Here is a 24,506-nt window from a genome sequence, read left to right as displayed (position 1 = left end):
CATGGGAATGCATTCCAAATGTGGGAATGAGCCTGCTCGCGATGGCGGCATCCCAGACACTGAAGACTTCAGGCCTACCGCAAAAACGCCTGCCGATACTCCCCAGGCGTTCCCCCCAATGCCTGCCGAAACCGATTGGTGAAATGACTCGCACTGGCAAACCCGCACGCCAGTGCAATTTCCCCCAATGGCTGCGACGTCGAACGCAACAACTCCCGCGCCCGGCTCAGTCGCCGCGACAACACATACTGATGCGGCGGCAAGCCAAAGCTCTCGCGAAACATCCGCGCAAAGTGGTATTCGGATAACGCACACAACGCCGCCAACTGCCCCAGGCTGATGGCCTCGGCCAATCGGTTGTCGATGAACTCCACCAACTGCCGCCGCTGATGCGCTGCCAATCCGCCTTTCAGCCGCAAGCCCTCACGCATCCCCACCTGGCCGAGCAGTACGTGGCTGAGCATTTCATGGGCCAGGCTGCTGGTGAGCACGCGTTCGCCGGGCTCGTCCCAGTTGAGTGTGAGCATTTGCCGAAAGCGCCGGGCTTGTGCCGGGTCTTCCAGAAAGGTCGCTTCGCGCAGCTGCAGTTCGCGAGGTTCGCGGTCCAGCAAGGTAACGCAGCCGAGGGCGAATTGTTCGGGGCTGAAATACACGTGGGCCAGGCGAATGTCGCCGTTGATCACCCAACCCGATTGATGCTCGGCTGGCAGGATGCACAGCTTGTTCGGGCCGCCCTTGGTGTCGGGCTGGTCGCGGCGAAAAGTGCCGGTGCCGCCGGCGATGTAGCAGGACAGGGTGTGATGACTCGGCGCTTCGTAATCCTGGGCGTCGTGATGGTTGCTCCACAAGGCTGCCGCCATGCCGTCACCGAGCTCGGCGCTGTGCTCGAGACGAGCATTGGGCGAGCGGTTGAGGGCTTGAAAGACTTGCAGGGTTTCCAGTGCAGGCATGATGGCTTCTCTTTGACGCCTTGCATCCTACTCCGTAGCCGTTCGGCTGCCAGCCTGTGGCCCGACAAAAGCGCAAGTTTATGCAAGTGCGAAAGGCTTTGGCGCAGGACACTGAAGGCCTATTCAGGAGAGTCGTTGCCATGAACCTTTCGTTGTATCTGCTGACCGTGCTGATCTGGGGCACCACCTGGATTGCCTTGAAATGGCAACTGGGCGTGGTGGCGATTCCGGTGTCGATCGTTTATCGCTTCGGCCTCGCAGCGTTGGTGCTGTTCGTGATGCTGCTGTTGAGTCGCCGCCTGCAAGTGATGAACCGTCGCGGGCACCTGATCTGTCTGGCGCAGGGGTTGTGCCTGTTCTGCATCAATTTCATGTGTTTCCTGACGGCCAGCCAGTGGATCCCCAGCGGTCTGGTCGCGGTGGTGTTTTCCACCGCCACGTTGTGGAACGCACTCAATGCACGCGTGTTCTTCGGCCAGAAAATCGCGCGCAATGTGCTGATGGGCGGTGCGCTGGGGCTGCTTGGGCTTGGCCTGTTGTTCTGGCCTGAAGTGGCGGGCCACACCGCGAGCCCGCAAACCTTGCTCGGGTTGGGTCTGGCGTTGCTCGGGACCCTGTGCTTCTCGGCGGGCAACCTGCTGTCGAGCCTGCAACAGAAAGCCGGGCTCAAACCGCTGACCACCAACGCCTGGGGCATGGCTTATGGCGCGGCCATGTTGTCGGTGTGGTGCCTGGTCAAAGGCATTCCGTTCGACATGGAGTGGAATGCGCGCTACATCGGCTCGCTGCTGTACCTGGTGATTCCGGGTTCGGTGATCGGTTTCACGGCCTACCTGACGTTGGTCGGGCGGATGGGACCCGAACGCGCAGCCTATTGCACCGTACTGTTCCCCGTTGTGGCGCTGAACGTGTCGGCGTTTGCCGAAGGCTATCAATGGACCGCGCCCGCCTTGGTGGGTTTGGTACTGGTGATGCTGGGCAATGTGCTGGTGTTTCGTAAGCCCAGGGCGCCGATGGTGCAGGGCAACGGCAAACTCGCGTAAAGGTTCGGGCGGAGCGTTGAGGCAGCTCAGTGCTCGGTCCTGAGCGCGACGAATATCAGCAATGGAAGTAGGAAATCAACTATATGCCGCGCCCAGTCCTTGGCGTTCCATACTTGTGAGGTGTCCATGTTGAACCATTCGACGCCGATAACCTGCAGGCAAACGTAATAGACAAAAATACCGATCATTAAACCAATGAGTGAAAATTTTTTTGCCTCGTGAAATTCTTCCGCAGACCCGTTTATTTGTCGATAAAGATGATAGGCGCCTATCAGGCAATAGGTCGTGAAGGTAACTTCCAAGGTAATAATTAACCAGTAAATTCGGTGGTGAAGCATGGGCGAAGTGATTGCCCTGTAACTCAGTCTCGGGTTGTTCCGGGTGGTGTCCATACTTAGCACGTGGCCGACGTATTCATAGTTTGATGCGTAGTCGGTGAAGTTGCTGTACATCACTAGCAGGCCAAAAAAGCTTATATAGATGATTAGCAGGATTTTTATATATCTAATGAGCTTGTCGGTTGTAAGGTTGTTCAAACTTGTGTTCTCCGTCACTGTTTTCCGTTGAGTCGGATAAGTAGCGGGGAGTTTATAGTGCTTAACTGTTTTACGTGGATTGACTGAATTGCAAGTTGTGTAAACCAGTGGGCAGACGTTTAAAAACATCTGCCCGTTTTAATCAGCCTTTCCACACTTGCGGGTTCACCAGATCTTGTGGTCGCTCACCCAGCAAAGCGCTGCGCAAGTTAGCCAAGGCACGGTTGGCCATGGCTTCGCGGGTTTCATGAGTGGCCGAGCCGATGTGCGGCAATGTCACCGCGTTTTTCAGTTGGAACAGGGGGGATTCGGCCAGCGGTTCTTTCTCGTAAACGTCCAGCCCGGCGCCACGAATCCGGTTGTTTTGCAGGGCTTCGATCAAGGCAGGTTCGTCCACCACCGGGCCGCGGGCAATGTTCACCAGAATCGCGCTGGGTTTCATCAATGCCAATTCACGATGGCTGATCAGGTGTCTGGTTTTTTCGCTGAGCGGCACCACCAGGCAGACGAAATCAGCTTCGGCCAGCAGTTGATCAAGGCTGCGCATCTGAGCGCCGAGTTCTTGCTCCAGTTCGGTCTTGCGGCTGTTGCCGCTGTAGAGGATCGGCATGTTGAAGCCCAGCCGACCGCGACGGGCGATGGCCGCACCGATGTTGCCCATGCCGACGATGCCCAGGGTCTTGCCGTGTACATCGCAGCCGAACAACGGCGCACCTACAGTGGCTTGCCACTGGCCAGCCTTGGTCCAGGCGTCCAGTTCGGCGACGCGGCGGGCGCTGCTCATCAGCAGGGCGAAGGCCAGGTCGGCGGTGCTTTCGGTGAGGACGTCGGGGGTGTTGGTGAGCATGATCCCGCGTTCGTTGAAGTAGGCGACATCGTAGTTGTCGTAGCCGACCGAGACGCTGGAGACGACTTCCAGTTTGGCGGCGTTTTCCAACTGTGCGCGACCGAGTTTGCGACCGACGCCGATCAGGCCATGGGCGTGGGGCAGGGCTTCGTTGAACTGGGCGTTGATGTCGCCGTTTTTCGGGTTTGGCACGATAACGTCGAAGTCTTGTTGCAGGCGTTCGACCATTGCCGGGGTGACGCGGCTGAAGGCGAGGACGGTCTTTTTCATGGGAGGAGGGCTCTCGGGCGCAGGTGAATGCCAAGCACGCTAACATTCTTCCGAGCTTTTATGCGAGTGCCCGGATTGCCGGGTGTACGCCGCTGATCGTTCCCACGCTCCCGCGTGGGAATGCCGCCAGGGACGCTCCGCGTTCCGCTTCTGAATGTGACGCGGAGCGTCACGGGATGCATTCCTTTGCTGCGCGTGGGAACGATCGATCAACGATCAATCGGTTGGGCTGGAAATCAGTTCGCCACCCGAACCCCGCCCATGCTCCCACTCAACTCATACGCCACCAATTCCGCCTGATGCGCCGCCAATATCTCCGGCAAGGATCCACGCAAGTACTCGACCCACGTTTTAATCTTCGCGTCCAGATACTGCCGCGACGGGTAGATCGCATACAGATTCAATTCCTGCGACCGGTAGTTTGGCATCACCCGCACCAGCGTACCGTTGCGCAACCCTTCAATCGCGGCATACACCGGCAACACCCCAACCCCCATGCCGCTGATGATCGCCGTCTTCATCGCGTCGGCGGAGTTCACCAGAAACGGTGAGCTATTGATCGTCACCATTTCCTGGCCTTCGGGGCCGTCGAAGGTCCATTTCTCCAGCGGAATCACCGGGCTCACCAGACGCAGGCACGCGTGGTTCAGCAAATCGCTGGGCTTGTGCGCGCAGCCGTTGGCTTTTACATACGCGGGCGAGGCGCAAACGATGCTGTAGGTGATGCCCAAGCGCTGGGAGACGAAGCCCGAGTCCGGCAGTTCGCTGGCGAGCACGATGGACACGTCGTAGCCCTCGTCCAGCAGATCCGGCACGCGGTTGGCCATGGTCAGGTCGAAGGTCACGTCCGGGTGGGTTTTGCGATAGCGGGCGATGGCGTCGATCACGAAGTGCTGACCGATGCCGGTCATGGTGTGCACCTTAAGCTGCCCGGCCGGGCGAGCGTGGGCGTCGCTGGCTTCGGCTTCGGCTTCTTCGACGTAGGCGAGGATCTGCTCGCAGCGCAACAGATAGCGCTTGCCGGCCTCGGTCAGGGCGATGCGGCGGGTGGTGCGGTTGAGCAGGCGGGTTTGCAGGTGGGCTTCCAGGTTGGAGACCGCGCGCGAAACGTTGGCCGTGGTGGTGTCGAGTTGCACGGCGGCGGCGGTGAAGCTGCCAGCCTCGGCCACGTAACTGAAGGCGCGCATGTTTTGCAAAGTGTCCATGGGGTGCTCTCGGAGGCGATGGCAAATTGTGACACGAAGTTTCAGGGTCTGAGACCCCGACTAACGGATTATCGCGTTAACGGTAACAAAGATTCACAGGATTCCCAGCTTATCGCGAACAAAGGCGACCCCTAGAATTGCCCACCTCAGGAACAACTCCCCCACCTCAGGAAATCGCAGCAGTGCCGCGTCGCATCAACAGAGCGCTTCAGACGCTCAGTGTTTTGGCTTTAACCCTGACAATCAGCGGCTGCATCGGTACCGGCGGTATTGCCCCACAGGGCGAGGCACTCGAGGCCAATTCATTGGCCACCGACGAAGCCATCCAGAACGCCGAACAGGACGCTCACTGGCCCACCGCGCAATGGTGGCAGGCCTATGGCGACCCGCAATTGAACCGCTGGATCGACCTCGCCCTGCAAGGCAGCCCGACCATGGCCATGGCGGCGGCGCGAGTGCGCCAGGCCAAATCCATGGCCGGGATCGCCGAGTCCGCCGAGTCGCTGCAGATCAATGGTCAATCCACGCTCAAACGCCACAACTGGCCCACCGATCAGTTCTACGGGCCGGGCGAGTTGGCCAACACCACCACCTGGGACAACAACGCCGCGCTGGGCTTCAGCTACGCCCTCGACCTCTGGGGACGCGAAAGCAACGCCACCGAGCGCGCCGTCGATATGGCTCACATGACGGCCGCCGAAGCACGTCAGGCCCAGCTCGAATTGCAGAACAACATCGTGCGCGCCTACATCGAACTGTCGTTGCATTACGCGCAACGGGACATCGTCAAGGCGACCCTGGATCAGCAGCAGCAAATTCTCGACCTCGCGCAGAAGCGCCTGAACGGTGGCATCGGCACCCATTTCGAAGTCAGCCAGGCTGAAACGCCGCTGCCGGAAACCCACCGCCAGATCGATGCACTGGACGAAGAAATCGCCCTGAGTCGCAACCAGCTCGCGGCCCTCGCCGGCAAAGGTCCGGGGGAGGGCGCGCAATTGCAGCGGCCAACGTTGTCGTTAGGCGCCGCGCTGAAACTGCCGTCGTCGTTGCCCGCGCAGTTGCTCGGTCAACGCCCGGACGTGGTCGCCAGTCGCTGGCAAGTGGCGGCCCAGGCTCGGGGCATTGATGTCGCTCATGCTGGTTTCTACCCCAACGTCGACCTGGTCGGCAGCCTCGGCTACATGGCCACCGGTGGTGGAGCGCTGGAGTTTTTGACCGGCAAGAAGCTCAACTACAGCGTCGGCCCGGCGATCTCGTTGCCGATCTTCGACGGCGGCCGCTTGCGCTCGGAGCTGGGCGAAGCCTCGGCGGGTTACGACATCGCCGTGGCCCGGTACAACCAGACGCTGGTCAACGCGCTGAAAAACATCTCCGACCAGTTGATCCGCCGCGAATCCATGGACAAGCAGCAAACCTTCGCCGCCGAGTCGGTGGCTACGGCCCAGAAGAGTTACGACATCGCGATGATCGCCTACCAGCGCGGGCTCACCGACTACCTCAACGTGCTCAACGCCCAGACGTTGTTGTTCAAACAACAGCAGGTTCAGCAGCAGGTGCAGGCGGCGCGCCTCGGTGCTCATGCTGAGCTGGTGACGGCACTGGGCGGCGGATTGGGTGCGGGTGACGACGTGCCGAAAGACAGCCAGACCCAGGCGCCGAAAACCCCGGCCCTGCTTAAGAGCCTCTCGAATTGAACACAAAACCTGTGGGAGTGAGCCTGCTCGCGATAGCGGTGTGTCAGTCAATGATGATGTCGCCTGACACACCGCAATCGCGAGCAGGTCGAATCGTCGCACCGTCGCTCCCACTGGTGCCGCGCCCGGTCTTAATTTCAATGAGCAGGATTCCATGACTCCCTTGCCCGCACCTTTGCGCTGGCTGTATTCCCTTGAATGGCGCCGGGGTTTCTTCGACTGGGCGCGCAGTGATGGCGTGACCTGGGTTTATATTTTCAAGGTGCTGTTCGCCGCGGTTCTGACGTTGTGGCTGGCCATGCGCCTGGAGTTGCCGCAACCGCGCACGGCGATGATTACCGTGTTCATCGTCATGCAGCCGCAAAGCGGTCACGTGTTGGCCAAGAGTTTCTATCGCTTCCTGGGGACATTGGCCGGCTCGGCGGTGATGGTCGCGCTGATTGCCTTGTTTGCGCAAAACACCGAGTTGTTCCTCGGTTCGCTGGCGATCTGGGTCGGCATCTGTTCGGCGGGCGCGGCGCGCTATCGCAACTTCCGCGCCTATGGTTTCGTGCTCGCCGGCTACACCGCCGCGATGGTCGGTTTACCCGCATTGGCGCACCCGGACGGCGCGTTCATGGCGGCCGTCTGGCGGGTGCTGGAAATCTCCCTGGGGATTATTTGCGCCACGCTGGTCAGCGCTGCGATCCTGCCGCAATCCGCCAGTGCCGCCATGCGCAACGCCTTATATCAACGCTTCGGCGTGTTCGCGCTCTTCGTCACGGATGGCTTGCGCGGTCGCAGTAAACGGGAGGCCTTCGAGGCGAGCAACGTGCGCTTCATCGCCGAGGCCGTCGGGCTGGAAGGGTTGCGCAGCGTCACCGTGTTCGAAGACCCGCACATGCGTCGGCGTAACGGTCGGCTCAGCCGCTTGAACAGCGAATTCATGGGTGTCACCACGCGCTTCAACGCCTTGCACCAGTTGCTCGAACGCTTGCGCAGCAGTGAGGCGGATCACGTGGTGGCGGCGATCAAACCAGGTTTGCAGGACCTCGCGGAATTGCTCGACGGCTTCAGCGGCCGTGCGCTGACCAACGCCGATGCGGCGCGCCTGGTCATCGCACTGACTGCCTACAAAGAAGGTCTGCCGGCGCGGGTTCGCCGCTTGCGAGCAGTATTTCAGGAGAGCAATCCGAGCGACGCCGAGCAGCTGGATTTTCATACCGCGTATGAACTGCTCTATCGCTTCGTCGACGATTTGCACAGTTATGCACAGACCCACGCGTCGCTGGCCGATCACCGCCATGCGCGCGAGCAATGGGATGAGCCGTTCACCCCGCAAACCAACTGGATGGCATCGGCCGCCTCGGGGATTCGCGCGGCATTCATTCTGGTGGTTCTGGGCAGCTATTGGGTCGCCACCGCGTGGCCGAGCGGGGCGACGATGACGCTGATCGCCGCCGCGACCGTGGGCCTTTCGGCGGCGACGCCGAATCCAAAACGCATGGCGTTTCAGATGGCTTGCGGGACGTTCCTCGGGGCCGTGATCGGCTTCGTCGAGATGTTTTTCATCTTCCCGTGGATCGACGGTTTTCCATTGCTCTGCGTGATGCTCGCGCCGGTGATCGTGCTCGGTTCGTTCCTCACTTCGCGGCTGCAATACGCCGGTGTCGGTCTCGGTTTGCTGATCTTCTTCAGCACCGGTTCGGTGCCGGACAACCTCACCGTTTACAACCCTTACGCCTTTATCAACGACTACATCGCCATGGTGCTCGGCATGCTGGTATGCGCGGCGGCCGGGGCGATCATTCTGCCGCCCAACAGCCGCTGGTTGTGGCGTCGGCTGGAGCAGGATTTGCGCGGGCAAGTGGTGTACGCCATCAGCGGCAAACTCAAGGGTCTGGCGTCGAGTTTCGAAAGCCGCACCCGCGACCTGCTGCATCAGGCCTACGGTCTCGCCTCGGGGCAGCCGCAGGTGCAACGGGACTTGCTGCGCTGGATGTTCGTGGTGCAGGAAGTCGGCCACGCGATTATCGAGTTGCGCAAGGAACAGGCAATCCTGCCGGTGCATCCGGCCTATGCCGAATCGCAGCCGTGGCGTCAGGCGATCCGGGTGATGGGGCGCTCGCTGGTGCGGCTGTTTCTGCAACCGAGCCAGAGCAATCTGGAGCGCGGCCTGATCGCCGTCGATCATGCGATCAGCCGGGTGCAAGCCACCGATGAACCTTTCGCGCCGCACTTCGACACCTCGGCCCTGCGTCGGGTGAAGAGCTATTTGCACTTCATCCGCACTTCGTTGCTGGACCAGCAATCACCGCTCGCCGCTTATGCCAAAGGACTTGAACATGCCTCGTGAAATCGCCTTCCACGGCGTGTACATGCCGACCATGACCTTGATGTTTTTCATCGCGGCGGCGCTGGCCTGGGCATTCGACCGGTTCCTGTCCGGGTTCGATCTGTACCGCTTCTTCTGGCACCCGGCGCTGCTGCGCCTGAGCCTGTTTGCCTGTCTGTTCGGCGCCCTGGCGCTGACTGTCTACCACTGACTTTCTATCTCTGAAGAAGGCCTTGATGAAAAAGCTTTTCAGCCTGCTCGCGACTCTATTGGTGCTGGCCCTTGCGATGTGGATCGGCCGGACCCTATGGGTGCATTACATGGACACGCCATGGACCCGCGACGGCCGGGTGCGCGCCGACATCATCAACGTCGCCGCCGACGTCACCGGGGAAGTGGTGGACGTGCCGGTACGCGACAACCAACAGGTGAAGAAGGGCGATTTGCTGATGCGGATCGACCCCGAGCACTACCGCATCGCGGTCAAGCAGGCGCAGGCGCTGGTGGCCTCGCGCAAGTCGACCTGGGAAATGCGCAAGGTCAATGCTCACCGCCGCGCCGACATGGACAACCTAGTGATCTCCAGGGAAAACCGCGACGACGCCAGCAACATCGCCGACTCGGCCCTGGCCGATTACCAGCATGCCCAGGCACAGCTCGAAGCCGCCGAACTGAACCTCAAACGCACCGAAGTCCGCGCAGCGGTGGACGGTTATGTGACCAACCTCAATGTGCATCGCGGCGACTACGCGCGCATCGGCGAAGCGAAAATGGCCGTGGTCGACATGAACTCGTTCTGGGTCTACGGCTTCTTCGAAGAAACCAAATTGCCCCACGTGCGGGTCGGCGATAAAGCCGACATGCAACTGATGAGCGGGGAAGTGTTGAAGGGGCATGTGGAAAGTATTTCTCGCGGTATCTACGACCGTGATAACCCGGAAAGTCGCGAGCTGATTGCCGATGTGAACCCGACCTTTAACTGGGTGCGTCTGGCGCAACGGGTGCCGGTGCGGATTCACATAGATGAAGTGCCGGAGGGGGTGCTGTTGGCGGCGGGGATTACTTGCACCGTTGTGGTTAACTGACTGTAAGACCGAGTCGCCTTCATCGCGAGCAGGCTCACTCCCACATTGACCGAGTTCGAATGCAGATTTTGTGAACGACGCCACCCCTTGTGGGAGTGAGCCTGCTCGCGATGAAGGCGACTCGGTCCCACTGACAGATAGCGGCAGTTCAGGCCTTGCAAAACGTCTCATGCAAGTGCCGCCAAACCACCTTGCCATCGGCCTGCTTCTCAAACACCACGGTCGAACGCCGGTCAGAATGCAGACCGGTTGCATCCGTCTGTTGCTCGCGATAACTCACCGTTGCACCACCGTCCTACAAAGCAATGCCGCGCAACTCACTGAGCTCAATTCTGAACCCGAGCTTCTTCCCGCCCGCCATCAAAAACAGCTCACTCAACGCGTCGAAATCCAGCACCCGGCCCAACGGCGAGACCATGGAAAACTGTGGCGAAAAACGCATCAGCAATTGTTCAAGCACCGGCTCATCCTGTTCCTCGGCCAGCCATTGCTCGATGGCGACGTGGGCCTGGATCACTTCGTCGAAGTATTCGGTGTAGTCGGTCATGGAAGTGTTTCCTGGAATTTTCTGCGTGGGTTCTGACGCCATCGCGAGCCTGCTCGCGATGGCGTCGACTCGGTCTCAGAGTTGCCCGCGCAACCCGAACCGCTTCATCAACCCCGCCTCCAGCAGCCCTTTAGGCAACAACCCCGCCAGCAACGGTAACGCCCGACTGCCATTGCCCAGACGAATCAGTCGCGGTGGCTTGCTCTGCTGCACGGCCTTGAGCAAACCGGCGGCAAATTCACTGGCCGGGGTCGGGTTGTCCTGAGAGGCCTTGGCCCGTGCGCGAATGCCGTCACGCAGCGGAAACCACGGCGATTGTTCGGTAATCAGCTGCTCCGCCTCATGGCCGGCATTCTTGGCAAAACTCGAGGCGATGGCACCCGGCTGGACTTCCATGACCCGCACGCCAAACGGCGCCAGTTCCATGCGCAAGGCATCGGTCAAGGCATGCACTGCCGCTTTCGAGGCGCAGTAGGCGCCGGCGAATGGCGTGACCAGAACCCCGGACACGCTGCCGATGTTCACCACCAGGCCCTTGGCACGACGCAGCACCGGGAACAGGGCGCGGGTGACACCGACGATGGCGAACACATTGGTTTCGAATTGCCGCTGCATGGCCGGCACACCGCCGTCGAGCAACGGCCCCATGGCGCCGTAACCGGCATTGTTGATCAGCACATCGAGGCCGCCATGTTGCTGGTTGATGCGCTCGCTCAAGTGTTCGAGTGCAGCGCCGTCGTTGACGTCCAGTTGCACGGCGGTAAAACCGGCAGCGGCCAGCGCCGCCACGTCTTCAGCCTTACGAGCACTGGCCCAGACGTCGTATCCGGCATTTTTGAAAACATCAGCGAGGGCGCGGCCAATGCCGCTGGAACAACCGGTAATCAACGCAACGGGCATGGCGCGGTCCTTGTGCAAAGAGAAAGAGAATTAGTCGGAGAAACTACCCTGCAAACGCTCGGCGCGAAACTCCAGTGTTTGCGGGCGATAGCCAGGGCGCAGCGGCGGCATCGGCAAACAGTCTTCCCAGTTGGCGCCAGCCTGCAATTCGCCGGGGCCACGATAGCGCGGGGCGGCGTATTGATTGTCGGCCAGGTTGACCGTATCGCCCGGCGCATACGCGGCGACGCGCCAGCGTAACTCGGTCAGCGGCACGTCGTTGCCGTTGTTCATTGTCAGATGCAACGGCCGGTCCGCCGGGCAGCGTTCGGGTGCGTAGGCGATGCGCAACTCCAGGCGCGCCAGTTGCTTGACCTCGCGGTTGTCCATCCAGATCACCCACATGGCCACCACACCCAATCCGATGGCCGCCGCCACGGAGACCGGCAGCGCCTTGGTCGGGTAGCGCAGCAACAAAATCAGCCAGGTGATAACCAGCAGGACGCCGATGAACATGTTTGAACGCTCCTTGAACTCATGACCACCATCCTACCGAAGGGTTGCAGGAATGGACATTCGTCGAACAAGGTCTGTTGCCGTTGGTCGGTACTGTAATTTCTGACAGTAGCCTGCAATGTTCGCGAACGGTTAGATGACTGCTGGCAAACAGGGACGCTACTGATATGCAGGCCTCGACGATGGGAATGCACCACAAAACACCCGGATTGTCCGTTGTCGACCCGCGTGGTCTGCCGATCCGTTCGGTTGATTATTGGCGCGAGGTCGAAGGTGATCCCACTCAGGCCCGCATCAATCGCACCTTTTACGATGCCGCAGGACGTGCGGTTGAACAGTGGGATCCACGGCTTTGGGCGCTGCCAATAGAAGAGCCGCTGAGGCGCGCCAACCTCACGACGGTGTTTTCGCTGGCGGGTAACGCGCTGTTCACTGACAGCGTCGATGCCGGTTGGCAGCTCAATTTGCCAGGCCTGGGCAATGAGGTATTGCAGGGGTGGGACAGCCGAGGTGCCGGACGTGAGGTCGAATACGATGACTTGCTTCGTCCATTAGTGGTGTTCGAGCAAGGCACGACCGAGCCGCGAAAGGCGGTTGAACGCATGACTTATGGTGGTCCCGATGATGACGTCTGGAATCAATGCGGGCAGTTGATCCGTCATGACGACCCCGCCGGGACGGTGCTGTTCGAGGCGTTTTCAATCACCGGTCAATGCGTGAAGCAAGTCCGTCACTTCACCCTGGACCCTGTTGCACCTGATTGGCCGGAGCTGGAAGCCGATCGCCAGCGGCTGCTTGAGCCGGGGGACGGTGCCGTTTCGACGTGGAGCTTCGGTCCGCTGAAGGATGTGCTGGAACAGGTCGATGCCAAGGGCAACCGCCAGGTCTTCAGCCTGACCCTTGACGGTCGCTTGCGTGAGACGCGTCTGCAACTTCAAGGGCTGACTACCTGGCAAACGCTGGTCAAAGAAATTCAGTACAACGCCGAGGGGCAGGTGACGCACGAAACTGCCGGCAACGCGGTGCAAACAACCCTTCTTTATAGCGCTGAAGACGGTTTGTTGAGGGAGCGCCGGGCACAGGACGCGAGTGACCGGTGGTTGCAGCATCTGATCTACGACTATGACCGAATGGGCAACGTCCTCAGCATTAAGGACAAGGCACTGCCGGTGCGTTACTTCGCCAACCAGCGCATCGAGCCCATCAGTCGCTTCAGCTACGACAGCCTTTACCAATTGATCGAGGCTTCTGGCTGGGAGGCGGGCGGCCCTAACCAGGGACCGGAATCCGTGGGGCGGGCTGACTCGGCGGCGGTCAGCAACTATCACCAGACCTACAGTTACGACGAGAGCGGCAACCTGCTGAAGCTGACGCACGTCGGGGCGCAAAATCCGGGGCGTGAATTGAAGGCGGCGCGGTACAGCAACCGCTGTTTGCCCTGGCGCAACGGCGTACCGCCCACCGAAGAGGAAATCGCTGCTGCGTTCGATGCCAAGGGCAATTGTCTGGAGCTGGATCAGGGACGGTTTTTGACGTGGGACCTGCGGAACCAGTTGCAATCGATCAGCCCGGTGGAACGAGAGTCGGGGCTCAATGATCAAGAGTCCTATGTCTACGATGGCGGTGGTCAGCGCGTGCGAAAAATCCGCTCGTTGCAAACCAATATCCGAACCTTGGTGGCTGAAGTGCGTTACTTGCCGGGACTTGAACTGCGCACCGACAGTGGCACTGGGAAGGTGCTACAGGTCATCACCGCGCAGGCCGGGCTCAACAGCGTGCGAGTCCTGCACTGGGAGACCGATCCGCCGTCCGGCGTGAGCAACGATCAGTACCGTTACAGCCTGGTGGATCATCTGAACTCCTGCACCCTGGAGCTCGCTGACGATGCGCGCATCATCAGCCGGGAAACGTATCATCCGTTTGGTACAACAGCCTGGTCTGCCGGCCCGAACGACACCGATGGGGATTACAAAACCATTCGCTATTCGGGCAAGGAACGGGATGCGACGGGGCTTTATTACTATGGGTTTCGGTACTACATACCCTGGTTGCAGCGTTGGCTGAATCCGGATCCTGCCGGGGCAATCGATGGGCTCAATCTGTATCGGATGGCCCTGAACAACCCGGTTACCTTTATTGATGATGATGGAGCCATCACGCGACAAAAGCTGGCCAACGGATTGTGGGAGCCGGTCATTGCAGCGGGCGCTGCGCGCGATATTCCGGGCGCGCGACATATCGATAGCGGCAAACCAAAATTGAGTGTGCCGGCGACCGGTAAACCGACCAACATTCATAACGCTCTGGGGATAGGCGAGTTTAGCCGGGTGGAGGTTAGCACCAAGTTCCTGGACCCGGTCCCCGGTCGCTATTCGGGCACTACTGTTTCAGGGGTGAACAAAAAAAGTGGCGGGAGCGAGTTTATCTTCACAATGGATAAACTCACTTATTCAGGAGAGAGCAAAGGGGCGTTCAATGCATTAAGAATCGTCGATATTCCGAAAGGCGAGATACCTGACAAAGACAATGCGGTATCAGGTTTCTGGGCTCCTCAGGGCGGTTATGTTGATATACCTCTAAAACCCACGGGAACCGATCCTGATCATGTTTTCACGCCAGGTTTCAGTGGTTGTTCCCTGACGGTGGATCAACTAAACGACAACGTGCTTCGCGTTCGACACGTGGAGGGTTCGAAGGAGAACGCGCAATACAATGAACTTTCTTCTGGGGAGCATGGGATGGGGCTCAGCGCGGCGATGGAGTTTCAGGACTACGGATATGCCTCGAACGAGCAAGGCCAACAGGAACAAGTCACAACCGGCTTCGCCTTTATGAAATACGATCGAAAACAACAGGTCTGGAATATTCACTATCAGACTATTCAAGGGTCGAGCAGTATCGAACGCTACGCGCCGGGCAAAACAGGTTTGTTCAGTCGCTCGAACGCTGCTGTTTCCGTTTATTCACAGACGAAGATCAGAAAGACCATGGCCAAGCAGGTGGTTACGGCGAATAAACGGGTCAATGGATAAAAAAAAGCCCCCACCCAACCCGCTGCGGATAGGGAAAACGCAGCGGGCTGGACGAGGGCTTCTTGTTTTGCTGAACGCTTACTGCGCGATGGTTTTCACCGATACGCCGCGTTCGATCGGGTTGGAGCGACCGTAGATATCTTCAAACCGCTCGATATCGTCTTCGCCCAGGTAGCTGCCGGATTGCACTTCGATGATTTCCAGCGGGATCTTGCCCGGGTTGCGCAAGCGGTGGACCGAGGCGATCGGGATGTAGGTCGACTGGTTTTCAGTGAGCAGGAACACGTTTTCGTCGCAGGTCACTTCAGCTGTGCCGCTGACCACGATCCAGTGTTCGGCGCGGTGGTGATGCATTTGTAGCGACAGGCACGCGCCCGGCTTGACCGAGATGCGCTTGACCTGGAAGCGACCGCCCATGTCCACCGAGTCGTAGGAACCCCACGGACGATAGACTTCGCAATGGTTCTGGGTTTCGCTGCGGCCCAGTTCGTTGAGGGTATTGACCATTTGTTTCACGCCTTGGACCTTGTCCTTGTGGGCGATCATCATGGCGTCCTTGGTTTCGACGACCACGATGTTTTCCAGGCCGATCACCGACACCAGTTTGCCGTTGCCGTGGATCATGCAGTTTTTGCTGTCCTGGATGATCACATCGCCTTTGGTGACGTTGCCGTTGGCGTCTTTTTCATTCACTTCCCACAGCGACGACCAGCAGCCGACATCGCTCCAGCCCGCAGTCAGCGGTACAACGCAGGCGCGTTGGGTTTTTTCCATCACCGAGTAGTCGATGGAATTGTCCGGGCAGCAAGCGAAGGTGGCGGCGTCGAGGTCGACGGTGTCGGCATCTTGTACGCTGCGTTCCAGGGTCAGCACGCAGGTGTCGTAGATGTCCGGATCGTGTTTTTTCAGCTCTTCGAGGAAACGGCTGGCGCGGAACAGGAACATGCCGCTGTTCCAGAAGTAACCGCCGGACTCGACGAACTCGGTGGCGCGTTTCACGTCCGGTTTTTCGACGAAATGCGAAACGCGGCTGACGCCTTCTGGCAGCAGCGAGTCATTGGTCGACTTGATGTAGCCATAGCCGGTTTCCGGTTTGGTGGCCGGGACGCCGAACAGCACCATTTCGCCGTTTTCGGCAGCGACGGTGGCCAGGGCCAGCGCGCGTTGCAGGGCTTTCTGGTCTTCCAGCACGTGGTCGGCTGGCAGCACCAACATCAATTCGTCGCGACCTTCGTTGACCAGCATCAGTGCGGTCAAGGCCACGGCTGGTGCGGTGTTGCGGCCAAACGGTTCCATCAGGATGCGCTGGGTGTCCAGGTTACGGGCACTCAGTTGCTCGTTGACGATGAAGCGGTGGTCCTTGTTGCAGACCACGATCGGGGTGTCCATGCCATCGAACACCAGGCGCTCCAGGGTTTGCTGGAACAGCGTGTGTTCGCCGGTCAGGGCGAGGAATTGCTTGGGGAATTGCTTGCGCGAAAGCGGCCAAAGACGTGAGCCGCTACCACCTGACAAGATCACCGGAATCATGTTGTTACTCCTTGAAAATCGTATGGGTCAGAGCTACTGCGTTCTGTCGTTTCACTCTTGTTCTTATTCCGTGTCCCAATTGACGCCTCGATCCACTGTAGGAGCGAGCCTGCTCGCGATGACTGAGTGTCAGTCGACATCGATGCTGGATGTCAGATCGCAATCGCGAGCAGGCTCGCTCCCACAGGGAACAGCGTTAATCAGGCAAATGTATTAGCGCGTCGAAACCGGGCGTTTTACCCACACTGGCGACAGGCTGCTGCCACTGCCGGTGACATACAGTACCGCGGCTTCGCCTCGTTCCAGGGCGACCGGCTTCACGTCGCCGACTTTGGTGGCGCCGTCGTACAGTGCCAGGCTGACTTTCACCGGGTTGATCTCACGCTCGCCACGACCTTTGGCCGCCACGGACGGAACCACTTCGGTCTTGCCATCAGCGGTTTTCAGGGTCAGGGCCTTGTCACTGAGGTTCTGCACGCGGACCAGGGATTTCTGCTTGTTCTTGAACGGCGGCTCTTCGATCAGTTGCGGTGCGCCGCTGGCGTTGTTGACCAGAGTGTAATAGTGATCACCAGCCAGTTTCACCGGCAGGGACTGGCTACCAACCTTGGCGCTGTAGTCGCCGCCCGGCATGAAGCTGAAGTCGGTGCTGGACAGCGGCGCGACTTCGGCCAGGTTGGTGGTGCCGACGGTGGCGCTGACTTCAGCGTTACCGGCGTTGTAGACACGCACGAAGCTCGAGCCTTTCGGTGCGGTCGGGCCGTAGAGCGCGGCGTCGCCTGCGAAGGCGGACATCGACAGAACGCTCATGCCTGCAACGAGTGCGAAGGTCTTGGCGAGACGGCGAGGAGTAGTAGTGAAAGTCATGGTGTACCTCTCTTTCAGTTTTGCGCCCGGTCGGGCGTCTCGGATTTAGTGTTTGCTGCTACGTTTTGTTGGCGAGCGCCAGCTTCTTTGAGCTCTGCGACCCACTGCGGGTCGGCGTCGCCGATTTCGTTGTTCACAGGCAGATAACGTTCAGGAAACTCCCAGATCAGCACCTGTGGCGGGCTGTTCTTGAAAGCATCACTTTTCAGATAGGTGAGCATCGGCAGAATCGGGCCATGGCCGTCTTCGGCGTAATTGACCACGTCGCTGTTCAGCGCTTGTTTCAGCGCACCGACGAAGTTCCAGTTGGGGTTGGCGCTGTAGCTGGTGCCGATCAGGGCCACCGGCACTTCAGCGTTGGCGAACAGGGCGTCATCACCGGCTGGCTGGTCTTGCGCCGCAACGGTGTTGCGCTTCTGCAACGGCTCAGTCTTGGGCATCATGTTTTCGAACAGTGGGTCCAGCGGCAGGAACAACCGCAGGTCGCCCTTGTGAGTCACCTTCTCCGCAGGTTCAGTGACGAAGTGTTGCGGCTCGCCGTTCAACGGGGTTTTTTCGGCGATGGATTTCGCCAGGGCTTCGGCAGCGATTTGCGCGCCTTCCGGAGTCCAGTGAGTGTCGGTGCGCAGGAACACTTGCTGACCGTCCAGCTTGGCTTTCAACATCGGGCCGAACAGGTCGGGAGCGAGGATCTTGTTGGCCGCCACACGAGCGTGGAAGTCTTCATAGAGGTTGGCATGGATGCTCGAAGGCTTCACTTCGCCCAGGTGTTCCGGGTACAGGCGAGTCTTGGCCGGCACGATCGCCATGACCAGTTTCACGCCTTTGGCCTTCAGTTCCTGGCGCACGCCTTCAACCAGCGCGTAGTTGCCCTGCAGGTTCAGCTCTTCGTTGACGATCGGGTTGAATTCCTCATCGCTGTACAACCACTGATCGCGACCGAGCACGACGCCCGGACGACCTTCGTTGAACAGTTTGAAATCCAGCGCAGCCCAAAGGTTGGTGCCCAGGCGCTTGATCGGGAACTCTTCGTCGTAGTGCGTCTCCACGGCTTTGGCCCAGCGGCCGTTGAGCACCGTCGTTTCGGCAGAGGTGCTGAAGCCCAGGAAACTGCGCGTGGACCACAAGCCCAGGACCAACAGCGTCACCATGAACAGGCCGATGTAGAGGATGCGTAATGAGCGGGTCATAGTCAGATCCCTCAGAACTGGAAGTAAAGGAACGGCGAGAAGCTTTGCGCCGAGAGTTTGAAAATCGAGGCGATGAACAGCACCAGTACCAGCGTGCGCATCACGTAACGAGACCAGTCCGCCGTCCAGTAGGCCGGTTGCACGGTCGCTTCAACGCCGACGGTGTAGCCAGGCTGGTGGATGCTGCCCGGGTTGTCGCCCGGTACGGCTTTGATCATTCCAGGTGTTGCGGCAGCCGGGCCATCGGCCTCGACGTTCGCAGCAGGCTTGGCCTTCTCAGGCGGCAGGTTGCTGTAGAAGTCACGAATGCCGAAGAACGCCAGGGTCATGTAAGCCACCACCAGAGTCGCCACTTGCAGGCCGGTGAGGCTGGCCGCGTTGAGTTCCGACAGCGACCATTCGCCGAAGCTGAACATCGCGCCGTACATACGACCGGCGACGTGCAGGTTTTCCGAGCGGAAGATCACCCAGCCCATGACCACGAGCAGGAAGGTCAGCGCCCAGCGGATCGGGTTGATGCTGCGCGGCGAGGTGTTCAGGCCGAGGGCTTTTTCGATCGCCAGCCACATGCCGTGCCACGCACCCCAGATGATGTAGGTGATGTTCGCGCCGTGCCACAGACCACCGAGCAGCATGGTCAGGAACAGGTTGCGATAGGTCATCAGCGTACCTTTGCGGTTACCGCCCAGCGTGATGTACAGGTAGTCACGCAACCAGGTGGACAGGCTGATGTGCCAGCGACGCCAGAACTCGGTAATCGACTGGCTGATGTACGGCTGTTTGAAGTTTTCCATGAAGCGGAAACCCATCATCAAGCCCAGGCCGATAGCCATGTCGCTGTAACCGGAGAAGTCGAAATACAGCTGCGCGGTGTAGGCCAGTGCACCGAGCCAGGCATCGCCCGTGGTCGGGTTCTGCAAGGCGAAGCAATGGTCGGCCACCACCGCCAGGGTGTCGGCGATGAAGACCTTCTTGATGAAGCCCTGCATGAATCGCGTCGCACCTTCGGAGAACTTGTCGAGGGTGTGGGTGCGGTTGTTGAACTGGTCGGCGAGATCGCGGAAGCGCAACACCGGACCGGCGATCAGGTGCGGGAAAATCGCCACGAACGCGGCAAAGTCGATCAGGTTGCGGGTCGCCGGCGTGTCACCACGGTAGACGTCGATGATGTAGCTGATGGACTCGAAGATGTAGAACGAGATCCCGATCGGCAACAGCACGTGGGTCAGGATGAACGGCGACAGACCGACGGAGGTCATCATTGCGTTGATGCTGTCGACGCCGAAGTTGGCGTACTTGAAGTAGCCGAGAATGCACAGGTCGACGCCCACGCCCAGGAGCAACCAGCGTTGTGCCGGTTTGGTCCGAACGCCTGCGGCACCGACTTTGAGGCCGATCCAGTAGTTCCACAATGTGACGGCTGCGAACAGCGCAAGGAAGTCCACACGCCACCAGGCATAGAACACGTAGCTGGCGATCAGCAGCAGCAGGTTGCGATAGCGTATTCCGCTCAAGTAGTACATGCCGAGAAAGATCGGCAAGAACAAAAACAGGAACACGTTGGATGAAAATACCATCCCGGTCTCTCCATGTTTAACAACAGTCAAGGGCCGCAGCCCCCCCAAACCCCCCACCGAAAAACCGGGGGACACATCACACAAAAAACTCATGTCTTGCACTGACCCTGTGGGAGCGGGCTTGCTCGCGAAAGCGGAGTGTCAGTCGACATCAATGGTGAATGTCAGACCGCATTCGCGAGCAAGCCCGCTCCCACAAGGGGATTGCGTTTGCTCTAGGAGCCTTTGCCTTTTGCATTCGCCGGGTCGTAGACCTTGGTCAGGTCACCCCCCAGGCGGAAAGTCTTGAACGGCTGCATCTCGTGCTTTTTCTCAAGCACATCCGGCGAGCAGGTGTAGAGCGTGCAGAACGGTTCGAGCCAGGCGAATTTCGAGTCGTCTTTCAGATCGGTCATGTCCTGTTCCTTACCGTTCTTCTTCTCGAATTCTTCCGGGTCTTCGACACCCGCGAGCACTCGATCACCCAGGCGTTTCAATGCGCCGTTGTTTTCCTGACGCAAGTCCACACCGTTGACCTGAGCGAAACTGGCGATCATCGCGAGCGGCGGCAGGGCGTAGTTGTGGTAGGCGAGGGCGCGTTGCTGGCGCTTGAGTTCGTTAGGCAGGAAACCCTGGGCGTCGATCTGATTGGCGCCGACCTTGAATTCCTTCACCGACCAGTCGAACAGGTCACGGCGGTTGGTGGCGATGGACGCTGCCATCACCGACCAGGCGGACCAGTACGAGTGGTTATTGGTTTTTTCCAGCGGCAGGTTGTCCCAGTCGCTGACCACCTGATCAGCCATTTTGCTGAACCAGGCTTCAATCAACTGCGACTCTTGCTGGTGGTTCGCCAACGGATGCGAGTCGGAGAATTTCAGGCGGATATAGGACGATGCCATGCTGCCCAACGCCCATTTGCGCATGGACTTGCCGGTGTGGTTGAAGTCCTTGGACATCAACGCATCGGCCTTGGCCCAGGCGGTCAGCCAATTCAGGGTACATTCCAGCTGTTCCGGACGACCGTCACGCATGTACTGCATCACACGCTTGCTGGTGCCGCGCTCAATCTTGGTGATGTCGGCCGTGGTGTCGCGAAAGGCTTTTTCCGAGGCCTCGTTCAGGGTCGAACGGGCCTTGTCGGAGCCTTCGTATTTGCTACGAAATTGCAGCGAGCCGGTGTACGGCGTCGGTATCGCATCACAGCCTTCGCTCTTGTCGCCGGTTTTGACTTTTTCAATCGGCGCGAAGTACCCCTGTGGCGGGCGCAGTGGCGCGGCGGCCTGGGTGGCTCCGGCGAACATCGCCAGAGTCAGCAGGGACGGCGCGATCAATCTTTTCAAAGTTCGGGTTTGCATGCATGTCATAGAGGTTGCCTCATTGCCCGGCTTGAGCGGTACGCTGCCCAGCGCCAGGGAACACGTTGCGTTTGCAGATTTTCGCTTCGACTTTCTGTGGCGCGGCACCTGCTTCAGGGCCCTGGATTTCGACGGCCAGCAGATTCTGCGAGGCCCAGTCTTCGTCCGTGCGCAACTCAAAGGCGAAACGCCCGTCGGTGTCGGAGGTTTCCGGCTTTTCGATCTTGATGTCCTCGTGGCGGCCGTTCATGTACCAGAGGGTGGCTTGCAGATTTTTCACCGACGGATCGGCGAAGCGGATATCAACCTGGTGACTGCTGTTTTGCAGGTTCAGGTTCTTGCTGTTGACCATCAATTCGTTCTTGCCCGGTTTCAACGTGGTGCTGCCGGTCAGCTGTGCATCCTTTCCTTCGCAACCGTTGTCCAGCAGCGCCATCATCTGGCGGTAGATGGTTTCCTGGTCGAGGCGATAGAGCGGCGAGAATTCCCAGATCAGAATCTTCGGTGGCTTGGTCTGGAACTCTTCGCTGCCCAGGTACTGCAGCATCGAACCTTCCAGGCCACCGCCGGGGAACGCCACGTTGAGAATGTCGGCGCCGATGGCCTCTTCGAGGAAACCGGCGAAGTTGTAGTTCTTGCCGCTGTGGCTGGTGCCGACCAGGGTGATCTCCGGATTTCCGGAATCACTGAACAGATCGCCATCAGCTGCTTCGCCTTTCGGCTCGGTGGTGAACTGATCCATGTACTGGATCGCGTAGCTAGTGCCACAGAGTTGACCAGCCATGTTGTGTAACGTTCCGGTCTTGCCCATGCGACCCGACTTATGGCTCTCGAATTCGCGCTTCGGAATGTCAGCGAACTCAGGCAATTGCTTGATTTTCTCGCCGACGATTTTCGCCGTGCGTTGGGCGCCATACGGCGTCCAGTGTTGGTCGCCGCGGAAGTAGAAGTCGTGTGCGGGCAGGGTGTCGGGCAGGGATTCATTGGTCAGCGGCGACAGGTCAGGCACCACGTAACCCATCTGCTCGAAACGTCCGAGCATGGTCTTGTAGTTTCTCAAGGCCTTGTCGAAATCGAACCTGGCCTTGTCTTCCGGGTTGAGCTTGTTGCGGTTCACCAGACCACGGGTCGGCTGGTAAACGATGACCAGTTCCACGCCTTTGCTCTTGAACGCATCGTGCAGCTCTTTCATGCGTTTGTAGCCGGCGGGTGTGGTGTTGAACTCGGTGCGCAAGTCTTCTTGCGTACGGAACAGCCAATCGCCCTGAGCCTGCACCAGCGTGGTGAAGTTCTGCTGATAGCGCGTGGTGTAGTTCTTCGCGTCGTGGGCTTCAGGGCAGAGATTGCAGCAATCATCGGCCTTGAATGTCGGTGCGCTTGCGCTGGCGGCGTCAGCGGCGCGAACACCGGTGCTGGCCGCGAGAATGCCGGCGGTCAGGGCCGACAGGCTGAGTAATTTGATCAAGTGTGGGTGCATAAAATTATCCTCAGTCCCGCATTTCGGTCTGGCGTTCGACAGGGTCGATCAGCACGGCTTTCTGCTGGCGTACCAGCAGGTCGAGAATTTCATCCTGGCGCTCGCCGAGAATCCCCGAGAAGCTGATGCCGCTGGATTTGGTCGGTGCGAGCATGGACACGCGATACAACTCGACGCTCAGCGGCGAGTCGATGGACAGCGGGCCGCTGCCGTTGCCGGCCAGTTCGCCGCCGACCACGATCAGGGACACCTGGGCATCGAACGGGTCGAGCTTGATGTCACGGTCGGTGTCGGTCAGGTCCTTGATGTGCCCGTAGACACCGGTCAGGCCGTTGGCCATGGACAGGTTTTCGTAGAGGCGGATGTTCACGCTGTTACGAATCCGGATGCCGTGGCGCTTGTTGCTGATCACCTTGTTGCCCCACAGCAGGTTGTCGCCACTCTCGTAGAGGGTGATGCCGTCGGTGTGGTTCTTGTAGATCTCGTTGTAGGCGATCAGGTTGTTGACGCTGTTACGGTCGATCACCAGGCCCGACAACTTGTTGTCGTAGCTGCGGTTGTTGAAGATGAAGCTGTCGTTCACTTCACGGGAAATAATGATCCCGTGCTTCTTCTTGGTCCCGTACACCGTGTTGTCGGCAATGATCAGACCGTGGGAACGGTCATGCGGGTCAATGCCGTAGACGATGTTGTCCTTGTAGGTGTTGCCCTTGACCACAAAGTCGCGGGTTTCGTAGCAGTAGAAGCCGTACCACATGTCCGAGAACTCGGAGTCGATGATCCAGCCGCTCGGTTCAGGGCGCTTGAGTACCTTGGCCATGTTCGGCGTGTATTGGGAAATACTCACGCCGTAGGACTTACTGTTGGCGTAGCCGAAACTGGCGATCTTGCTGTTGGCGATGTAGGTCTGGGTGCCGCCCCAGGACAGCAGGAACGGACGGAATTCCTTCGCTGACTTGAAGGCCGCCGGGCCGTTTGTTTTCTCGCTCCAGCCAGTGATTTTGGTATCACGCACGAACAACTGGCCGTCGTTGACCAGGAACGAACCGCCCTCTTGGGACAGGCGCAATTCCTGGGTCTGCTTGTCGATTTCCAGGATGCCTTTCTCACCCACCACGATCGGCAACTTCGCCAGGAACACACCCGGCGAGGTTTCGCTGAAGTACTGCTTGGGTACTTTCTTGGCCAAATCCTTGAGGTTCATGTAGCCGTCGTCGATGAAAATCGCCTGGGGGATACCGTGCTGACGCACGACCCATTCGGCCATCTTGTTATCGCCGCCAATGAAGTCCTTCAGGGCGTTTTCCTGCATCATCCGGCGCACGCTGATTTTGCCGGGCTTGCTGCGCACGATTTTCGCGGCGATGGCTTCGGCGGTGTAGCCGGAGGTGTCCGGCAGCTTCGGCGCGGCCAGCTCCAGCGGCGCGGTCGGGGCGCTGCTGACGGTGTAGGTCTTGGCCTGTTGCAACCCTTTTGCAATGGTCGCCGGTTGCCCTTTTTGAACGGGCGAGGCCGGCTCCACTGAGGCGAAGGCTGCCGTGCTGGCCAGCAACAATGCGCCGGCCAGCAAGGTCATCGAGCCTCTCTTCGGACTGTTCATGTCAGGAACT

General features: G+C 59.4%; 19 protein-coding genes and 1 pseudogene. 6 read left to right on the top strand and 14 right to left on the bottom strand.

What is annotated here, in order from left to right; genetic code table 11:
• Window positions 1–74: 74 nt before the first annotated feature.
• The gene (locus PFAS1_RS06460; RefSeq protein WP_076028584.1) at window positions 75–950 is read right to left on the bottom strand and encodes a helix-turn-helix domain-containing protein; all 876 of its coding nucleotides are present in this window, start codon (window positions 948–950) and stop codon (window positions 75–77) included.
• Between the two features lie 140 nt (window positions 951–1,090).
• Here PFAS1_RS06460 and PFAS1_RS06455 point away from each other — a divergent pair, with 140 nt between their 5' ends.
• Window positions 1,091–1,993: a DMT family transporter gene (locus tag PFAS1_RS06455; protein ID WP_076028583.1), complete on the top strand. Its 903-nt coding sequence runs from the start codon at window positions 1,091–1,093 to the stop codon at window positions 1,991–1,993.
• A 26-nt stretch (window positions 1,994–2,019) separates the two neighbouring features.
• On the opposite strand, the gene PFAS1_RS06450 is transcribed toward PFAS1_RS06455, so the two are convergent.
• The 3 genes from PFAS1_RS06450 to PFAS1_RS06440 form a co-directional block, all read right to left on the bottom strand.
• Entirely contained in the window at window positions 2,020–2,529 is a 510-nt protein-coding gene (locus PFAS1_RS06450) for a DUF2165 family protein (RefSeq protein WP_076028582.1), read from the bottom strand.
• A gap of 142 nt (window positions 2,530–2,671) precedes the next feature.
• Entirely contained in the window at window positions 2,672–3,646 is a 975-nt protein-coding gene (locus tag PFAS1_RS06445) for a 2-hydroxyacid dehydrogenase (protein WP_076028581.1), read from the bottom strand.
• A 236-nt stretch (window positions 3,647–3,882) separates the two neighbouring features.
• Window positions 3,883–4,851 (bottom strand): LysR family transcriptional regulator, encoded by a 969-nt coding sequence (locus tag PFAS1_RS06440; protein WP_074873867.1) that lies wholly within the window; start codon window positions 4,849–4,851, stop codon window positions 3,883–3,885.
• A gap of 182 nt (window positions 4,852–5,033) precedes the next feature.
• On the opposite strand from PFAS1_RS06440, the gene PFAS1_RS06435 reads away from it, so the two are divergent.
• The 4 genes from PFAS1_RS06435 to PFAS1_RS06420 all read left to right on the top strand — a co-directional run bounded on the left by PFAS1_RS06435 (window position 5,034) and on the right by PFAS1_RS06420 (window position 9,944).
• Complete coding sequence (locus PFAS1_RS06435; RefSeq protein WP_076028580.1) at window positions 5,034–6,545, top strand: efflux transporter outer membrane subunit; 1,512 nt, start codon at window positions 5,034–5,036, stop codon at window positions 6,543–6,545.
• A 154-nt stretch (window positions 6,546–6,699) separates the two neighbouring features.
• Complete coding sequence (locus PFAS1_RS06430; RefSeq protein WP_076028579.1) at window positions 6,700–8,880, top strand: FUSC family protein; 2,181 nt, start codon at window positions 6,700–6,702, stop codon at window positions 8,878–8,880.
• Window positions 8,870–9,070 carry a DUF1656 domain-containing protein gene (locus PFAS1_RS06425; protein WP_076028578.1) on the top strand — a complete coding sequence of 67 codons (201 nt, stop codon included), beginning with the start codon at window positions 8,870–8,872 and terminating at the stop codon, window positions 9,068–9,070. The genes PFAS1_RS06430 and PFAS1_RS06425 overlap by 11 nt, the downstream gene beginning before the upstream one ends.
• A 25-nt stretch (window positions 9,071–9,095) precedes the next feature.
• On the top strand, window positions 9,096–9,944 hold the full coding sequence (locus PFAS1_RS06420) for an efflux RND transporter periplasmic adaptor subunit (protein WP_008153497.1): 849 nt from the start codon (window positions 9,096–9,098) through the stop codon (window positions 9,942–9,944).
• 148 nt (window positions 9,945–10,092) lie between these two features.
• Here PFAS1_RS06420 and PFAS1_RS06415 read toward each other — a convergent pair.
• From PFAS1_RS06415 to PFAS1_RS06405, 3 genes and pseudogenes are all read right to left on the bottom strand, one after another.
• Window positions 10,093–10,491, bottom strand: a pseudogene (locus PFAS1_RS06415) (DUF4440 domain-containing protein).
• Between the two features lie 75 nt (window positions 10,492–10,566).
• Complete coding sequence (locus PFAS1_RS06410) at window positions 10,567–11,391, bottom strand: SDR family oxidoreductase (protein WP_076028577.1); 825 nt, start codon at window positions 11,389–11,391, stop codon at window positions 10,567–10,569.
• 30 nt (window positions 11,392–11,421) lie between these two features.
• A complete protein-coding gene (locus PFAS1_RS06405) occupies window positions 11,422–11,886 on the bottom strand; it encodes a multidrug transporter (protein ID WP_074873874.1) in 465 nt (154 codons plus the stop codon).
• A 167-nt stretch (window positions 11,887–12,053) separates the two neighbouring features.
• Here PFAS1_RS06405 and PFAS1_RS06400 point away from each other — a divergent pair, with 167 nt between their 5' ends.
• Entirely contained in the window at window positions 12,054–14,918 is a 2,865-nt protein-coding gene (locus tag PFAS1_RS06400) for an RHS repeat domain-containing protein (RefSeq protein ID WP_232252211.1), read from the top strand.
• Between the two features lie 78 nt (window positions 14,919–14,996).
• Here the strand turns inward: PFAS1_RS06400 and PFAS1_RS06395 are convergent, their stop codons facing one another.
• The 7 genes from PFAS1_RS06395 to algG form a co-directional block, all read right to left on the bottom strand.
• The gene (locus tag PFAS1_RS06395; protein ID WP_076028576.1) at window positions 14,997–16,448 is read right to left on the bottom strand and encodes a mannose-1-phosphate guanylyltransferase/mannose-6-phosphate isomerase; all 1,452 of its coding nucleotides are present in this window, start codon (window positions 16,446–16,448) and stop codon (window positions 14,997–14,999) included.
• Between the two features lie 213 nt (window positions 16,449–16,661).
• Window positions 16,662–17,315: an alginate O-acetyltransferase AlgF gene (locus tag PFAS1_RS06390; protein WP_074873876.1), complete on the bottom strand. Its 654-nt coding sequence runs from the start codon at window positions 17,313–17,315 to the stop codon at window positions 16,662–16,664.
• A gap of 14 nt (window positions 17,316–17,329) precedes the next feature.
• On the bottom strand, window positions 17,330–18,505 hold the full coding sequence (locus PFAS1_RS06385) for an alginate O-acetyltransferase (RefSeq protein ID WP_076028575.1): 1,176 nt from the start codon (window positions 18,503–18,505) through the stop codon (window positions 17,330–17,332).
• 11 nt (window positions 18,506–18,516) lie between these two features.
• Window positions 18,517–20,082 carry an MBOAT family O-acyltransferase gene (locus tag PFAS1_RS06380; protein WP_076028574.1) on the bottom strand — a complete coding sequence of 522 codons (1,566 nt, stop codon included), beginning with the start codon at window positions 20,080–20,082 and terminating at the stop codon, window positions 18,517–18,519.
• A 215-nt stretch (window positions 20,083–20,297) separates the two neighbouring features.
• Window positions 20,298–21,428 (bottom strand): mannuronate-specific alginate lyase, encoded by a 1,131-nt coding sequence (locus PFAS1_RS06370; RefSeq protein ID WP_076028572.1) that lies wholly within the window; start codon window positions 21,426–21,428, stop codon window positions 20,298–20,300.
• A gap of 10 nt (window positions 21,429–21,438) precedes the next feature.
• Entirely contained in the window at window positions 21,439–22,896 is a 1,458-nt protein-coding gene (locus PFAS1_RS06365) for an alginate O-acetyltransferase (protein ID WP_076028571.1), read from the bottom strand.
• A 10-nt stretch (window positions 22,897–22,906) separates the two neighbouring features.
• A complete protein-coding gene (gene algG, locus PFAS1_RS06360; protein WP_076028570.1) occupies window positions 22,907–24,496 on the bottom strand; it encodes a mannuronan 5-epimerase AlgG in 1,590 nt (529 codons plus the stop codon).
• Between the last annotated feature and the right edge of the window lie 10 nt (window positions 24,497–24,506).

Origin of the sequence: Pseudomonas frederiksbergensis, from assembly GCF_001952935.1 — a bacterium.
GTDB classification, from domain to species: Bacteria; Pseudomonadota; Gammaproteobacteria; order Pseudomonadales; family Pseudomonadaceae; genus Aquipseudomonas; species Aquipseudomonas frederiksbergensis.
This window is presented reverse-complemented; position numbering and strand designations above follow the sequence as displayed.

Bases quoted from the DNA above. Each gene is read 5' to 3' on its own strand.
- PFAS1_RS06420 (WP_008153497.1), top strand. From the start codon at position 9,096: ATGAAAAAGCTTTTCAGCCTGCTCGCGACTCTATTGGTGCTGGCCCTT.
- PFAS1_RS06370 (WP_076028572.1), bottom strand. From the start codon at position 21,428: ATGACATGCATGCAAACCCGAACTTTGAAAAGATTGATCGCGCCGTCC.
- PFAS1_RS06405 (WP_074873874.1), bottom strand. From the start codon at position 11,886: ATGTTCATCGGCGTCCTGCTGGTTATCACCTGGCTGATTTTGTTGCTG.
- PFAS1_RS06440 (WP_074873867.1), bottom strand. From the start codon at position 4,851: ATGGACACTTTGCAAAACATGCGCGCCTTCAGTTACGTGGCCGAGGCT.
- PFAS1_RS06380 (WP_076028574.1), bottom strand. From the start codon at position 20,082: ATGGTATTTTCATCCAACGTGTTCCTGTTTTTGTTCTTGCCGATCTTT.
- PFAS1_RS06390 (WP_074873876.1), bottom strand. From the start codon at position 17,315: ATGACTTTCACTACTACTCCTCGCCGTCTCGCCAAGACCTTCGCACTC.
- PFAS1_RS06445 (WP_076028581.1), bottom strand. From the start codon at position 3,646: ATGAAAAAGACCGTCCTCGCCTTCAGCCGCGTCACCCCGGCAATGGTC.
- PFAS1_RS06455 (WP_076028583.1), top strand. From the start codon at position 1,091: ATGAACCTTTCGTTGTATCTGCTGACCGTGCTGATCTGGGGCACCACC.
- PFAS1_RS06410 (WP_076028577.1), bottom strand. From the start codon at position 11,391: ATGCCCGTTGCGTTGATTACCGGTTGTTCCAGCGGCATTGGCCGCGCC.
- PFAS1_RS06365 (WP_076028571.1), bottom strand. From the start codon at position 22,896: ATGCACCCACACTTGATCAAATTACTCAGCCTGTCGGCCCTGACCGCC.
- PFAS1_RS06425 (WP_076028578.1), top strand. From the start codon at position 8,870: ATGCCTCGTGAAATCGCCTTCCACGGCGTGTACATGCCGACCATGACC.
- PFAS1_RS06400 (WP_232252211.1), top strand. From the start codon at position 12,054: ATGCAGGCCTCGACGATGGGAATGCACCACAAAACACCCGGATTGTCC.
- algG (WP_076028570.1), bottom strand. From the start codon at position 24,496: ATGAACAGTCCGAAGAGAGGCTCGATGACCTTGCTGGCCGGCGCATTG.
- PFAS1_RS06430 (WP_076028579.1), top strand. From the start codon at position 6,700: ATGACTCCCTTGCCCGCACCTTTGCGCTGGCTGTATTCCCTTGAATGG.
- PFAS1_RS06385 (WP_076028575.1), bottom strand. From the start codon at position 18,505: ATGACCCGCTCATTACGCATCCTCTACATCGGCCTGTTCATGGTGACG.
- PFAS1_RS06460 (WP_076028584.1), bottom strand. From the start codon at position 950: ATGCCTGCACTGGAAACCCTGCAAGTCTTTCAAGCCCTCAACCGCTCG.
- PFAS1_RS06395 (WP_076028576.1), bottom strand. From the start codon at position 16,448: ATGATTCCGGTGATCTTGTCAGGTGGTAGCGGCTCACGTCTTTGGCCG.